Raw genomic sequence first — 13,084 nt, forward strand, 5'->3', positions numbered from 1 at the left:
TTGATGCGGGTAAGGCCTTTCCCTTCGAAAGCCGGGAGGTTTACCATGCGACAGTTCACGACAGGCGACCTCAAGAGGCAGGTCGGCGATGTTACCGATGCTGCGAGCCGGGAGCCGGTCGTTCTCACCCGCCATAACAAGCCACGTTTCGTGCTGATGAGCTATGAGCATTACGAGCGCATGCGCAGCGGCCCGGACCCGCGTCGTGCCCATCACATCGCGAAGATGTCGGACGAACATGGCCAGTTCTTAGGTGAGGCGATCGAGCAGCTGGCGAAGGGCGAAGGGTACGACGACGAGCCATGAGTTTCGCTCTGCCCGATCTTTTCAATGCGTGCCGGCCGAGAATCACGGGACGGGTAATCGGCAGTCGCCCCTATTCGTCCGGGAACAGCAATCATTCATATTCTACCGCGCCGTGCAGGACATGCAGCACTTCGACCGCGTCGGCAATCGCTAGTCGCCGTAGGGGCGCGCGGGCGGATGCCGGATTCTTCCCGGCCGGGCAGCAAGGGAAAGAAGCGGGTCATATGCCCCAGTGATTCGCACCGTTCGTAAAGCTCCCTCACGACCGTTTCGGCGCGAGCCGGACTGCGGTCCTTGATCCAGCGGCCAATATGCAGCATGTTTTCCCATGCTGCATCGGTAATCCTGACCTTCATTTCCCGGCGCTTTGGTCCAAGAGGCCGAGTTCCTCGCGGAGCCGCTTGAATGCCACATCCAAGGGCATGGTACGCCCGGCTTCGGCGTCGGCGATGCCGCGTGCCAGCGCCTCATCCAACGCCTTCAGCTTTTCGGCGCGATCGCGTTGCTGGTTATAGCGCTCGCGTACCAGGTCGCGGATATATTCACTGCTCGATGCGAAGGCGCCGGTGCGCACCTGATCGCGGACGAATTGCTCCAGTTCGCCGGTGAGGCTCACGGTCATCTGTCCGGATGGTTTCATGGCTACGGTCTCCTTTACTTTTTCTTATAGCATATAGTGAAAATTAGTGGATATCACTATTCTACACTGGTGCCGGTACGCGAAGCCAATCGGGTCAAGTTGAGCGGTTTGACTTAGCCTCGATTTTCCGCTTCCTCCCGCCGGAAAGCCTCCGGGCTCTTGCCCATCCATTTCCGAAAGGCCCGGAAGAAGGCGCTGGGCTCGGAATAGCCGAGTTGTACAGCGATCTCGCCAATGGTCTTCGAGGTGTTCAGCAGCAGTTCGATGGCAAGGTCACGGCGGATATCGTCCTTGATGGCGGCATAGCTTTGTCCCTCGTCGTGCAGGCGGTGGCGGAGTGTAGAGGAGGGCATGCGCATGTCGGCGGCAAGTGCTGCAAAACTCGTCCAGGCATTGGGCGTGGCTTGGTTCAAGCGGCGGCGGACGGCGGCGGCGATGCCGGCGTCGTAACGGTAGCGCACGAGGATATTGGCCGGCGCACCGCGCAGGAACTGTTTCAGAGCCTGTTCGCTGCGGGAGATCGGCAGGTTGAGCATGGCGCTGTCGAAGCCGAGCCGGCTGATGGCCTGGGAGAAGCGTACGGGCGCGCCGAAGAACAGCCGGTAGTCGGCGCCTTGCTTGGGTTCGGCGCAGCGGAAATCGACGAGGCGGATCGGAATGCGCCGCCCGACCAGCCAGCAGATGATGCCGTGCAGGATGATCCAGTAGGTTCGATAGGCGAAGGCCGAACGTGGGCCGCCGGCATCCCTGAGCTCGACCTCGGCGAGGCCATCGCGGATGATGAGCTGCCCCCTGGGATCGTCGAGCACGACATCGAGGAAGCGCAAGGCCCGGCGCAGCGCGTGGCCGAGCGTCGGCGCATGCAGCACGCAATGGCAAAGCAGCGTGAAGCTGCCGCTGCGCATCGGGCGCGCGCCCATGCCGAAGAATTCGTCGTCGAGTTCGCCAGCAATTGCAAGCCACAGCGCGCCATAGGTCTCCGCCGAAACCGGCTGGTCGATGACAGCAGGCAGGCCGACGCGGGCTAGGATCGGTGCCGTCGGCTTGCTGAGCCGCCGCAGGCTGTCCAGCGCCTCCTCGACGAAACCCGGCGCGATCATGCGTCGCTCGATCTCGGCCATGCCAATCCTCACTATGGCAAAACTGTCCGAAACTATGGAGCAGTTTTGTCATCGCTTGCAATAGGTAGAGCGAATAGAATCGCTGCTGTCGGTTGCGCCCGGAGGAGGGCGCGTGCCGGCAGGGAGGACTGGATCCATGCTGATCGCAGGAGCAAATTTCATCGTCACCGGCGGCGGCTCCGGTCTCGGCGCCGCAACAGCGCGCATGCTCGTCGAAGCCGGCGGGCGCGTGACGATCGCCGATCTCAATGCGGAAGCAGGTGAAGCGATTGCCCGGGAGTTCGGCAGCGAGGCTCGCTTCGTCAAGGCCGATGTCAGCGATGGCGAGGACGGTGCGGCTGTGGTGGCCGCTGCGGTCGAAGCTTTCGGCGGTTTGCGCGGACTGGTCAATTGCGCCGGTGTCGCGCCGGCCGAAAAGGTGATCGGCCGCGACGGACCGCACCGGCTGGAGAGTTTCGCCCGCACCATCGGCATCAATCTCATCGGCACGTTCAACATGATCCGGGTTGCCGCAGCCGCGATCCGAATCATGGAGCCGGATGCGGAAGGCGAACGCGGCGTCATCGTCAACACGGCTTCGGTTGCCGCTTTCGACGGACAGATCGGTCAGGCGGCCTATGCTGCCTCCAAGGGCGGGGTGGCGGCGATGACCTTGCCGATCGCCCGTGAATTTGCGCGGCACGGTATCCGTGTCGTGTCGATCGCGCCCGGCATATTCGAGACGCCGATGATGGCTGATATGCCGGCGGAAGTGCAGGAAGCGCTCGGCAAGAGCGTGCCCTTTCCGCCGCGACTCGGCCGGCCGGCGGAATTTGCCGGACTGGTGCGCCATATCTTTGAAAACAACATGCTCAACGGCGAGGTCATCCGCCTCGACGGCGCATTGCGGATGGGCGCGCGTTAAGCGTCGCCCGAGGAGGAAAAATGGCATTGCAGGACCCTATCGTCATCGTCGGTGCGGCACGCACCCCGATCGGCAGCTTTCAGGGAGAGCTGAAGGATGCGGCGGCACCCGAGCTTGGCGCAACTGCGATCCGCGCCGCACTTGAGCGCAGCGGCGTCGAGGCCGAAGCGATCGAGGAAGTCGTCTTCGGCTGCGTGCTGCCGGCAGGGCAGGGGCAGGCGCCGGCACGCCAGGCGGCCATCCATGCCGGCCTGCCGTTTTCGACAGGCGCCAGCACCGTCAACAAAATGTGCGGCTCGGGCATGAAGGCTGTCATGATGGCGCATGACCTGATCGCCGCCGGCAGTGCCTGGGTGGCGGTTGCCGGCGGCATGGAAAGCATGACCAACGCGCCCTATCTCCTCGACAGGGCTCGTGGCGGCTACAGGCTTGGCCATGGGCGTGTCGTGGATCACATGTTCCTCGACGGGCTGGAGGATGCTTATGACAAGGGGCGCTTGATGGGCAGCTTCGCGGAGGATTGCGCCGAGGCCTATCAGTTCACGCGCGAGGCGCAGGACAACTATGCGATCGCCTCCCTGACGCGGGCGCAGAAGGCGATTGCGGACGGCTGTTTTGAAAGCGAGATCGTGCCGGTCACGGTCAAATCGGGCAAGGCCGAGCAGGTGGCAAGCCGCGACGAACAGCCGGGCAAGGCCAAGCTCGACAAGATTCCGACATTGAAGCCCGCCTTCCGCGAGGGCGGCACGGTGACGGCGGCCAATTCCAGCTCGATCTCCGATGGCGCGGCAGCCCTGGTGCTGATGCACCGCTCGCAGGCGGAACTGCGCGGGCTCAAGCCGCTTGCCACGATCCTCGGTCATGCCACGCATTCGCAGGCGCCCAATCTTTTCGCCACCGCGCCGATCGGTGCGCTGCAGAAGCTCTCCGATCGCACCGGCCTGGCGCTTTCGGAGGTCGACCTGTTCGAAATCAACGAGGCATTCGCCGTCGTCGCAATGGCGGCGATGCGCGACCTCGACCTGCCGCATGAGAGGGTCAACGTGCATGGTGGCGCCTGCGCGCTCGGCCATCCGATCGGCGCGTCCGGCGCCCGGATTTTGGTGACGCTGCTTGCAGCGCTGCAGCGCTACGACCTGAAACGAGGCATGGCGGCGCTCTGCATTGGCGGCGGCGAGGCGACGGCTGTCGCCATCGAGCGGCACTAGCGGGAAGAGGAGGAGCCATATGATCCTTTCCGAACTCCAGCAGCAGATATCAGATGTCGCCCGCGACTTTGCCCGCGACCGGTTGGCCCCGGGAGCGGCCAAACGCGACCGCGAGCATCTTTTCCCGCGCGACGATTTGCAGGAGATGGGCGAACTCGGACTGCTCGGCATGCTGGTGCCGGAGGCCTATGGCGGCTCGGATACCGGCGTGCTCGCCTATGCCGCGGCACTGGAGGAGATCGCCGCCGGCGACGGGCCTTGTTCGACGATCATGAGCGTGCACTCCTCCGTCGGCTGCGTGCCGATCCTGAAATTCGGCACCGAGGAGCAGCGCCAGCGCTTCCTGCCGAAACTGGCAAGCGGTGAATGGATCGGCGGTTTTGCACTGACCGAGCCGCAGGCGGGTTCCGACGCCTCCAACCTGAAGACTCGGGCACGACGCGACGGCGATCATTACGTGCTCGACGGCGCCAAGCAATTCATCACCTCGGGAAAGAACGGTAATATCATCATCGTCTTTGCCGTCACCGATCCTGATGCCGGCAAGAAGGGCATCACCGCCTTTATCGTGCCGACGGAGACGCCGGGCTACGAGGTGATCCGCGTGGAGGAAAAGCTCGGGCTGCATTCCACCGATACCTGCCAGATCGCCTTCAACGCTATGCGCATTCCTGTCGATTTGAGGCTCGGGGCGGAAGGCGAAGGCTATCGCATCGCGCTTGCCAATCTCGAGGGCGGGCGGATCGGCATCGCCGCGCAGGCGGTCGGCATGGCGCGGGCGGCCTTCGAAGCGGCGCGTGATTATGCCAAGGAACGTACGGCCTTCGGCAAGCCGATTTTCGAGCATCAGGCCGTCGCCTTCCGCCTTGCCGATATGGCGGTGCGGATCGAGGCGGCGCGCCAGCTGGTCTTTCACGCGGCCGCCTTGAGGGAGGCGGAGCTGCCCTGCCTTTCGGAAGCCTCGATGGCAAAACTCTTTGCCTCGGAGATGGCCGAACGCGTCTGTTCCGACGCAATCCAGATCCATGGCGGTTATGGCTACATGGCCGATTATCCGGTCGAGCGCATCTATCGCGATGTGCGCATCTGCCAGATCTATGAGGGAACGAGCGACGTGCAGCGCATGGTGATCGCCCGCAATTTATAAGAACCATACCGGCCTGTTTCCGGGGAGGGACGCACGGCCGGCAAAGGGAGGAAAGAAGAAATATGGTGGATTCCGCTCGTTTGAGCCTGCACGTCCCCGAACCTGCCGTCCGCCCCGGCGGTCAGCCCGACTTTTCCAACGTCAAGATCGCCAAAGCCGGTTCCGTGCCGCGTCCCGAAGTCGATGTCGCCTCGGAAGAAATCCGCGAGCTTGCCTATTCGATCATCCGCGTCTTGAACCGTGATGGCGAGGCGGTCGGCCCCTGGGCGGGGTCGCTCTCCGATGAGGAATTGCTGACCGGGCTTCGCAACATGATGAAGCTGCGCGCCTTCGACGCCCGCATGCTGATGGCGCAGCGCCAGGGCAAGACTTCCTTCTACATGCAGCATCTCGGCGAAGAGGCCGTCAGCTGTGCCTTCCGCAAGGCGCTCAACAAGGGAGACATGAATTTCCCGACCTATCGCCAGGCGGGGCTGCTGATCGCCGACGACTATCCGATGGTCGAGATGATGAACCAGATCTATTCGAACGAGAGCGATCCGCTGCACGGCCGGCAGCTGCCGATCATGTATTCCTCCAAGGAACACGGCTTCTTCACCATCTCCGGCAATCTCGCCACCCAATATGTGCAGGCGGTGGGCTGGGCGATGGCCTCGGCGATCAAGAATGACAGCCGCATTGCCGCTGCCTGGATTGGCGATGGATCGACGGCGGAATCCGACTTCCATTCGGCGCTCGTTTTCGCCTCGACCTACAAGGCGCCTGTGATCCTCAACATCGTCAACAATCAATGGGCAATCTCCACTTTCCAGGGCATTGCCCGCGGCGGCTCCGGCACCTTTGCCGCTCGCGGCCTCGGCTTCGGCATTCCGGCGCTGAGGGTCGACGGAAACGATTACCTCGCCGTCCATGCCGTCTCCCGCTGGGCGGCGGAGCGGGCCAGGCGCAATCTCGGCCCGACGCTGATCGAACATGTGACCTACCGTGTCGGCGCCCATTCCACCTCGGATGATCCGAGCGCCTATCGGCCGAAGACGGAATCCGAAGCCTGGCCGCTCGGCGACCCCGTGCTGCGCCTGAAGAAGCATCTGATCGTCAAGGGCGTCTGGTCGGAGGAGCGCCACGTCCAGGCGGAAGCCGAAATCATGGACGAGGTGATCGAGGCGCAGCGCCAGGCGGAGGCGCATGGCACGCTGCATGCCGGCGGCCGTCCTTCGGTGCGCGACATTTTCGAGGGCGTCTATGCCGAAATGCCGCCGCATATCCGCCGCCAGCGGCAGAAGGCAGGGTACTGACATGGCCAGAATGACGATGATCGAGGCCGTGCGCAGCGCCATGGACGTCTCGATGGCGAAGGACGACAATGTCGTGGTCTTCGGCGAGGACGTCGGCTATTTCGGCGGCGTTTTCCGCTGCACCCAAGGCTTGCAGGCAAAATACGGCAGGACGCGCTGCTTCGACACGCCGATCAGCGAATCCGGCATCGTCGGCACGGCAATCGGCATGGCCGCCTACGGGCTGAAGCCCTGCGTCGAAATCCAGTTCGCCGATTACATGTATCCCGCCTATGACCAGCTGACGCAGGAGGCCGCACGCATCCGCTACCGCTCCAACGGCGATTTCACCTGCCCGATCGTCGTGCGTATGCCGACCGGCGGCGGCATTTTTGGTGGCCAGACCCACAGCCAGAGCCCGGAAGCGCTCTTTACTCACGTCTGCGGCCTGAAGGTGATCGTTCCCTCCAATCCCTATGACGCCAAAGGCCTGCTGATCGCAGCGATCGAGGACCCTGATCCGGTCATGTTCCTGGAACCGAAGCGGCTTTATAACGGCCCCTTTGACGGTCATCACGAACGGCCGGTCACACCCTGGTCGAAACACGACCTCGGCGAAGTTCCCGACGGCCATTACACCATCCCGATCGGCAAGGCCGAGGTGCGGCGCGAGGGATCTGCGGTGACGGTGGTTGCCTATGGCACGATGGTGCATGTTGCGCTTGCCGCGGCCGAAGATGCCGGCATCGATGCCGAAGTGATCGATCTCAGAAGCCTGCTGCCGCTCGACCTAGATACGATCGTCAAATCGGTCACCAAGACCGGGCGCTGTGTTGTCGTGCATGAGGCGACCCTGACGTCGGGCTTCGGCGGCGAGGTCGTGTCTCTGGTGCAGGAACATTGCTTCTATCATCTCGAAGCACCGGTTGTGCGCGTTGCCGGCTGGGATACGCCCTATCCGCATGCGCAGGAGTGGGACTATTTCCCCGGTCCAGCGCGCGTCGGGCGGGCGCTTGCCGAAGTCATGGAGGCCTGAGCCATGGGCGAATTCATCATCAAGATGCCGGATGTCGGGGAAGGGGTCGCCGAGGCCGAGCTTGTCGAATGGCACGTGAAGACAGGCGATCCGGTCCGTGAGGACATGGTGATCGCCGCCGTCATGACCGACAAGGCGACGGTGGAAATTCCCTCTCCCGTCAGCGGCACCGTCATCTGGCTTGCCGGCGAGATCGGAGACCGTATCGCGGTCAAGGCGCCGCTGGTGCGGATCGAAACGGCAGGGGAAACCGGCGAGGCTCAGCCCATACGGATCTCGCAGGCGCCGGTCGCCGAAGCGCCCAAGGCCGAGATTGCCAAGCCCGTCCCGACAGCGCCGGTTTCTGCACCTGCACCTGCACCTGTGCCTGCTCCCGCGCCTGTGCCGGTCGAAAAGCCGATCGCCGCGCCCTCCGTGCGGCTGCTCGCCAGGGAAAGCGGCGTCGATCTCAGACAGGTGCAGGGAAGCGGACCGGCCGGTCGAATCCTGCGCGAAGATGTGGAGCAGTTTCTGTCTCAGGGAACAGCTCCCGCGGCGACCAGGAACGGATTTGCCAGGAAGACGGCGACTGAAGAAATCAAGCTGACCGGCCTGCGCCGCCGCATTGCCGAGAAGATGGTGTTGTCCACCTCGCGCATTCCCCACATCACCTATGTGGAGGAAGTGGACATGACCGCACTCGAGGAGTTGCGCGCCACCATGAACGGCGACCGCCGGCCGGATCATTTGAAGCTGACGGTTCTGCCCTTCCTGATGCGGGCGCTGGTTAAGGCGATTTCCGAGCAGCCCAACGTTAATGCAACCTTCGACGACGATGCCGGCATCATCACGCGCCACAGCGCCGTGCATATCGGCATCGCCACGCAGACGCCCGCCGGTCTGACGGTGCCGGTGGTGCGGCATGCGGAAGCCCGCGGCATCTGGGATTGCGCCGCCGAGATGGTCCGGCTGGCGGACGCGGCGCGCTCTGGGACCGCGACGCGTGAAGAGCTTTCAGGCTCCACCATCACCATCAGTTCGCTCGGGGCGCTCGGCGGTATCGTCTCGACACCTGTTATCAACCATCCCGAGGTGGCGATCATCGGCGTCAACAAGATCGCCACCCGGCCGGTCTGGGACGGGACGCAATTCGTGCCCCGCAAGATGATGAACCTCTCCTCCAGCTTCGATCACCGCATCATCGACGGCTGGGATGCGGCGACCTTCGTGCAGCGCGTCCGTACGCTCCTCGAAACGCCGGCGCTCATTTTCATCGAAGGCTGATCCATGAAAGAGATTGTCTGCAAGCTCCTCGTCATCGGCGCCGGCCCGGGCGGTTATGTCTGCGCCATCCGCGCCGGGCAGCTTGGTATCGATACCGTGATCGTCGAAGCGGGCAAGCCGGGCGGCACCTGTCTGACGGTCGGCTGCATTCCCTCCAAGGCGCTGATCCATGCGGCAGAGGAGTTCGACGCCACGCAAAAGATGCTCGCCGGCAAGAACCCGATGGGCATCCGTGTCGAAGGCGCCTCGATCGATCTTGGCAGGACGATCGCCTGGAAGGACGGCATCGTCGGCCGGCTTACGGGCGGCGTTTCCGGGCTGTTGCAGAAGTCGCGGGTGAAGATCGTTCACGGCCGCGCTCACTTTCGCGACGGCAAGACGGTGGAGGTCGAGACGGAAACCGGCCAGCAAATCATCCGCGCCGAGACCGTGGTGATCGCCACCGGCTCCGATCCGGTTGAGCTTGCCAACCTGCCATTCGGGGGTCGAGTCATTTCCTCGACCGAGGCGCTGGCGATGACGGAACTGCCGAAGAAGCTGGTCGTGGTCGGCGGCGGTTATATTGGGCTGGAGCTCGGAATGGCCTTCTCCAAGATGGGATCTGATGTGACGGTGGTCGAGGCGACGCCGCAGGTGCTGCCGCTCTATGATGCCGAACTCGTCCGCCCCGTCATGCGCAAGCTCACCGAAAGCGGCATCCGGGTGCTGACCGGCGCAAAGGCGACGGGACTTGCCGACAATGGCGAGGCATTGCTCGTCGAAACCCTCGATGGCCGGTGCGAGAGCCTCCCGGCCGACCGCATTCTCGTCACCGTCGGCCGCCGGCCGCGAACGGCAGGCTCCGGTCTCGAAGAACTCGATCTCGATCGCGCCGGTCCCTATCTCAGGATCGATGATCGTTGCCGCACCTCGATGCGCGGCATCTATGCGATCGGCGACGTGACCGGCGAACCGATGCTCGCCCATCGGGCCATGGCACAGGGGGAGATGGTGGCGGAGATCATCGCCGGCAAGAAGCGTGCGTGGGACAAGCGCTGCATCCCCGCCATCTGCTTTACCGATCCGGAGATCGTCAGCGCCGGCCTCTCCCCGGCGGAGGCGCAGGCGCAAGGTTATGAAATCCGCACCGGGCAGTTTCCGTTCAGCGCCAATGGGCGGGCAATGACGATGGTCTCGGAGGAGGGCTTCGTGCGCGTCGTCGCCCGCGCCGACACCAATCTCGTTCTCGGCCTGCAGGCGGTCGGGGCAGGTGTCTCCGAACTATCAGCGGCGTTCGCCCTGGCGATCGAGATGGGCGCGCGGCTGGAAGACATTGCCGGGACCATCCACGCCCATCCGACCCGCAGCGAAGCCGTCATGGAAGCGGCGCTGAAGGCTTTGGGAAGCGCTTTGCATATCTGAGCCGATGCTTGGCCAAGACGGCGAGTGGCGGCGCTCAACGGAGCGCTAACTGTGTGGCTCGCGACCTCGGCCGTACCAGAGCCGCCGAATCGCCGCTACCTACTGTTGCGCTCCAGCATCGTCAGATGCTCGGAGCACACCGTTTCGACCAGCCCAAGCAAAGAAGCAGTCTGCTCTGAAAGCCAACCAAGAGCCTCCTCACTGATCTCGAAGTGCTTGGAGTAGCGCGCTTTCACATAAGCCTCGTTCAGCGTGTTGAACCACGCGCGTTCTCGATGCTGATCCCGGGGAAACGCCTCGGCAAGACGCCGATCCTGTTCCTCGGCAAGCGAGCGCAGGAATTTTATGTTGTGGGAAGGCGGTCCGTAATTGGTGAGGGTCAGCAAGACACAAGAATAGGCTTGCTCGATCGTTTGATGGAGTTGGAATCCGCCAATCCGAAGTTCCTTTTGGCTGAGGCAAGAAGTCGCTATCCTAAGGAAAGACCGGGAAAGTGAAAGCCGATCATCATAGTGCTCCTTCGCCACCCTCAATCGATCGGCCGGCGATAGTGGCTTGGGCTCCGTGAGCGGCTCGTCATCGAGCTCGTAGAGGACGATGCCTTCCTTGCGGATATCGGAGAAGAAGTACTGCCCTTCCTTCAGGTAGGTGTTCACTTCGCGCCTGGAATGGACGATGAAGCTCACCGGCGTTTCGATCGACTTGTCGTGGATCAACCGGTCGGCCGCCTTGTGCCAGTACTCGGCGAAGTCACAGAGCTTGCGGTTGTTGACGATGATCAGGAGATCAAAATCGGAGCGATATCCCTTCATCGTGAAGGGCTCATCGACCCAGCCGCCCTTGGCATAGGAGCCAAACAGGATGATCTTCAGGATCCGGCCGCGCTTCTTGAATTCTGCCGTTCCATCCTTCAGCGCGTCTTCGAACTCCTCATGGAGGATTTCCAGGACACGGCCAATCTCGCGCTGCTTGCGAAGCGGAATGTGATCGAGAGACGACTTCATGGTACCATCGATAGGGGAAAGATTCAGCAGCGTCCACCGGCAGTTTTGATAGGGGTTCACGTTTGGTCCGCCGAGCGGAATAATACTCAGCTTTAACGATGAATAGACAAGCTGTGGTGGCTAAATCTCAGACATCGGAGAATCGTGCCAAAATACATAAATGGCTTTCTTATGGACTAATAAGACAACAATATCGTTTGCGGATCTACAATACGTCACTTCCGATAAGCAGTACTTATCGGAAGTCAGGCGTGGCCTGAAGCAAACTATCCGGTGACGGACTCTAACTATCCGATATCGTCCGTTTAGCAAATCATTTACCATGAATTCAATGTCTTATGATTTGTCAAAATTGCCTATCGCCAGCCTGCAAAAACCGGTTGTCGACGCGACTGCGGTTTTGGTGCGGCTCGATGAGCGCATCGCCCGCCGCCGGTCGGGTCCGGCTGGATCGAACGCATGCACTTCACTGATGCCTGCGCCTCGCTGTGGATCGACGGCGAGCTAGTCCACCTCGAGGACCTGGTGCTGCACGACGGCGGCGCCGACATCCGCGCGCCGACCCATGAGCTGACCATCGCCAGCGACGTGCTGCGAAGCCGCCGGCGGATTGCAGCCCAGCCCTCGGGCTGGGCGCTCAGCCCCGACGGCCTGCGCCGACTGCGCGGCGAGGGGACAGGCGCCGAACCCGGTGAGGCGGCAACCCCAAAATCCGAGCTTCGGGCTGCGACCGTTACAGAAGCGCCCGGGGGAGGGGAGGGGGCTGAGCCGGACACGTCGGATCCATTGGCCGCGGAATTGGCGGCGATCGACGCCGTGCTGGCTCGTTCCGACGCCGCGATTGCCGAGGCGAAGACGCCGAGACGGGGTGCGGCGAGGGAGACGGAATCGCTGGTCTACGATCTCGATTGGGACGAGGATGAACGCCTCGAGGAGTGGCACGCGGTCCTCACGGAGACCGACGATCTGCCATCGGTGTTACAGGCGATCATCGCCCTCGACGCCTGGAACGAGCTGGCCGTCCTTCAGCACGCGCCCTGGCTCGGCCGGCTGCTCGCCGCCGAAACGCTGCGGCAAGCGGGTCTCACCACTGCGGCGCATCTCGCTGCCGTCAATCTCGGCCTCAAATCGATCCCCGTGGAGCGCCGCCGGCATCGCGCGCGCGACATCCGCCTGCTCGCGGTCGTCAACGGCGTCATCGCGGCCGCCGAGCTTGGCCTCAAGGAGCATGACCGGCTGGCGCTCGCAAAACAAATGATGGAGCGGCGCCTGGTCGGCCGGCGATCGTCCTCCAATCTGCCGGGCCTGATTGAGCTCGTGATGTCCCGGCCGCTCGTCTCGGCCGGCATGGTCGCCGAGACGCTGAAGGTGACGCCGAGGGCGGCGCTGAGGATTGTCGAGGAGCTTGGGTTGCGCGAGATGACCGGCAGGGGGAGGTTTCGAGCATGGGGAGTAATATAAACCGGATCCTCCCGATTTCACCGATCACCCGCATGCTATCAAATTCTGCGCCGGTATAGGTGCAGGCACTAGTATAGCGACAGCGAAGGACCGGAGACAGTGCTTTATACAACGGCCTGCGTCGAACGCGACGTTGTGATCGCACGCGCGGTATGCGCGAAGTTTGGGATCTTTGCGGACTTCATTGTGGCTGTTTAGGACAACTCTGTAGGCACGCCGATCAGAGAGAAAGATATTGTTGGACGATCGCGTACGAAAGGTCCAACCCCTTCTATGCTCTCTATGTTGGAGCAGTAGTCATGTAACAAAAATTAAATAG

General features: G+C 62.7%; 12 protein-coding genes. 9 read left to right on the forward strand and 3 right to left on the reverse strand.

Annotated features, from left to right (window positions below; all coding sequences use genetic code 11):
- Positions 1-45 precede the first annotated feature (45 nt).
- Complete coding sequence (locus tag N2597_RS22385) at positions 46-306, forward strand: type II toxin-antitoxin system Phd/YefM family antitoxin (protein ID WP_009984109.1); 261 nt, start codon at positions 46-48, stop codon at positions 304-306.
- Between the two features lie 352 nt (positions 307-658).
- On the opposite strand, the gene N2597_RS22390 is transcribed toward N2597_RS22385, so the two are convergent.
- Together N2597_RS22390 and N2597_RS22395 are read right to left on the reverse strand one after the other, a co-directional pair.
- A complete protein-coding gene (locus N2597_RS22390) occupies positions 659-928 on the reverse strand; it encodes a type II toxin-antitoxin system ParD family antitoxin (protein WP_051650000.1) in 270 nt (89 codons plus the stop codon).
- Positions 929-1,059: 131 nt separating this feature from the next.
- Complete coding sequence (locus tag N2597_RS22395; protein WP_183596139.1) at positions 1,060-2,067, reverse strand: AraC family transcriptional regulator; 1,008 nt, start codon at positions 2,065-2,067, stop codon at positions 1,060-1,062.
- Positions 2,068-2,203: 136 nt separating this feature from the next.
- Here N2597_RS22395 and N2597_RS22400 point away from each other — a divergent pair, with 136 nt between their 5' ends.
- The 7 genes from N2597_RS22400 (at position 2,204) to lpdA (ending at position 10,300) form a co-directional block, all read left to right on the forward strand.
- Positions 2,204-2,971 (forward strand): 3-hydroxyacyl-CoA dehydrogenase, encoded by a 768-nt coding sequence (locus N2597_RS22400; RefSeq protein WP_040142589.1) that lies wholly within the window; start codon positions 2,204-2,206, stop codon positions 2,969-2,971.
- Positions 2,972-2,991: 20 nt separating this feature from the next.
- Entirely contained in the window at positions 2,992-4,179 is a 1,188-nt protein-coding gene (locus N2597_RS22405; RefSeq protein ID WP_183596141.1) for an acetyl-CoA C-acyltransferase, read from the forward strand.
- A gap of 19 nt (positions 4,180-4,198) precedes the next feature.
- A complete protein-coding gene (locus N2597_RS22410; protein ID WP_183596143.1) occupies positions 4,199-5,326 on the forward strand; it encodes an acyl-CoA dehydrogenase family protein in 1,128 nt (375 codons plus the stop codon).
- Positions 5,327-5,388: 62 nt separating this feature from the next.
- Positions 5,389-6,621, forward strand: coding sequence for a 3-methyl-2-oxobutanoate dehydrogenase (2-methylpropanoyl-transferring) subunit alpha (locus N2597_RS22415; RefSeq protein ID WP_106796264.1), 1,233 nt, complete (start codon positions 5,389-5,391; stop codon positions 6,619-6,621).
- Position 6,622: 1 nt separating this feature from the next.
- A complete protein-coding gene (locus N2597_RS22420; RefSeq protein ID WP_096764731.1) occupies positions 6,623-7,636 on the forward strand; it encodes an alpha-ketoacid dehydrogenase subunit beta in 1,014 nt (337 codons plus the stop codon).
- A 3-nt stretch (positions 7,637-7,639) separates the two neighbouring features.
- Complete coding sequence (locus N2597_RS22425) at positions 7,640-8,899, forward strand: dihydrolipoamide acetyltransferase family protein (protein WP_183596145.1); 1,260 nt, start codon at positions 7,640-7,642, stop codon at positions 8,897-8,899.
- Between the two features lie 3 nt (positions 8,900-8,902).
- Positions 8,903-10,300 carry a dihydrolipoyl dehydrogenase gene (gene lpdA, locus N2597_RS22430; RefSeq protein WP_183596147.1) on the forward strand — a complete coding sequence of 466 codons (1,398 nt, stop codon included), beginning with the start codon at positions 8,903-8,905 and terminating at the stop codon, positions 10,298-10,300.
- Positions 10,301-10,395: 95 nt separating this feature from the next.
- On the opposite strand, the gene N2597_RS22435 is transcribed toward lpdA, so the two are convergent.
- The gene (locus tag N2597_RS22435; RefSeq protein ID WP_183596149.1) at positions 10,396-11,304 is read right to left on the reverse strand and encodes a nucleotidyltransferase and HEPN domain-containing protein; all 909 of its coding nucleotides are present in this window, start codon (positions 11,302-11,304) and stop codon (positions 10,396-10,398) included.
- A gap of 459 nt (positions 11,305-11,763) precedes the next feature.
- Here N2597_RS22435 and N2597_RS22440 point away from each other — a divergent pair, with 459 nt between their 5' ends.
- A complete protein-coding gene (locus N2597_RS22440; RefSeq protein ID WP_406549626.1) occupies positions 11,764-12,765 on the forward strand; it encodes an RHE_PE00001 family protein in 1,002 nt (333 codons plus the stop codon).
- The last annotated feature ends 319 nt before the right edge of the window (positions 12,766-13,084 follow it).

Origin of the sequence: Rhizobium sophoriradicis, assembly GCF_025200795.1 — a bacterium.
Taxonomy (GTDB): Bacteria; Pseudomonadota; Alphaproteobacteria; order Rhizobiales; family Rhizobiaceae; genus Rhizobium; species Rhizobium sophoriradicis.

Coding starts and splice junctions, on each gene's coding strand:
- N2597_RS22415 (WP_106796264.1), top strand. CDS start 5,389: ATGGTGGATTCCGCTCGTTTGAGCCTGCACGTCCCCGAACCTGCCGTC.
- N2597_RS22425 (WP_183596145.1), top strand. CDS start 7,640: ATGGGCGAATTCATCATCAAGATGCCGGATGTCGGGGAAGGGGTCGCC.
- N2597_RS22435 (WP_183596149.1), bottom strand. CDS start 11,304: ATGAAGTCGTCTCTCGATCACATTCCGCTTCGCAAGCAGCGCGAGATT.
- N2597_RS22385 (WP_009984109.1), top strand. CDS start 46: ATGCGACAGTTCACGACAGGCGACCTCAAGAGGCAGGTCGGCGATGTT.
- N2597_RS22390 (WP_051650000.1), bottom strand. CDS start 928: ATGACCGTGAGCCTCACCGGCGAACTGGAGCAATTCGTCCGCGATCAG.
- N2597_RS22420 (WP_096764731.1), top strand. CDS start 6,623: ATGGCCAGAATGACGATGATCGAGGCCGTGCGCAGCGCCATGGACGTC.
- N2597_RS22440 (WP_406549626.1), top strand. CDS start 11,764: ATGCACTTCACTGATGCCTGCGCCTCGCTGTGGATCGACGGCGAGCTA.
- N2597_RS22395 (WP_183596139.1), bottom strand. CDS start 2,067: ATGGCCGAGATCGAGCGACGCATGATCGCGCCGGGTTTCGTCGAGGAG.
- N2597_RS22400 (WP_040142589.1), top strand. CDS start 2,204: ATGCTGATCGCAGGAGCAAATTTCATCGTCACCGGCGGCGGCTCCGGT.
- N2597_RS22410 (WP_183596143.1), top strand. CDS start 4,199: ATGATCCTTTCCGAACTCCAGCAGCAGATATCAGATGTCGCCCGCGAC.
- N2597_RS22405 (WP_183596141.1), top strand. CDS start 2,992: ATGGCATTGCAGGACCCTATCGTCATCGTCGGTGCGGCACGCACCCCG.
- lpdA (WP_183596147.1), top strand. CDS start 8,903: ATGAAAGAGATTGTCTGCAAGCTCCTCGTCATCGGCGCCGGCCCGGGC.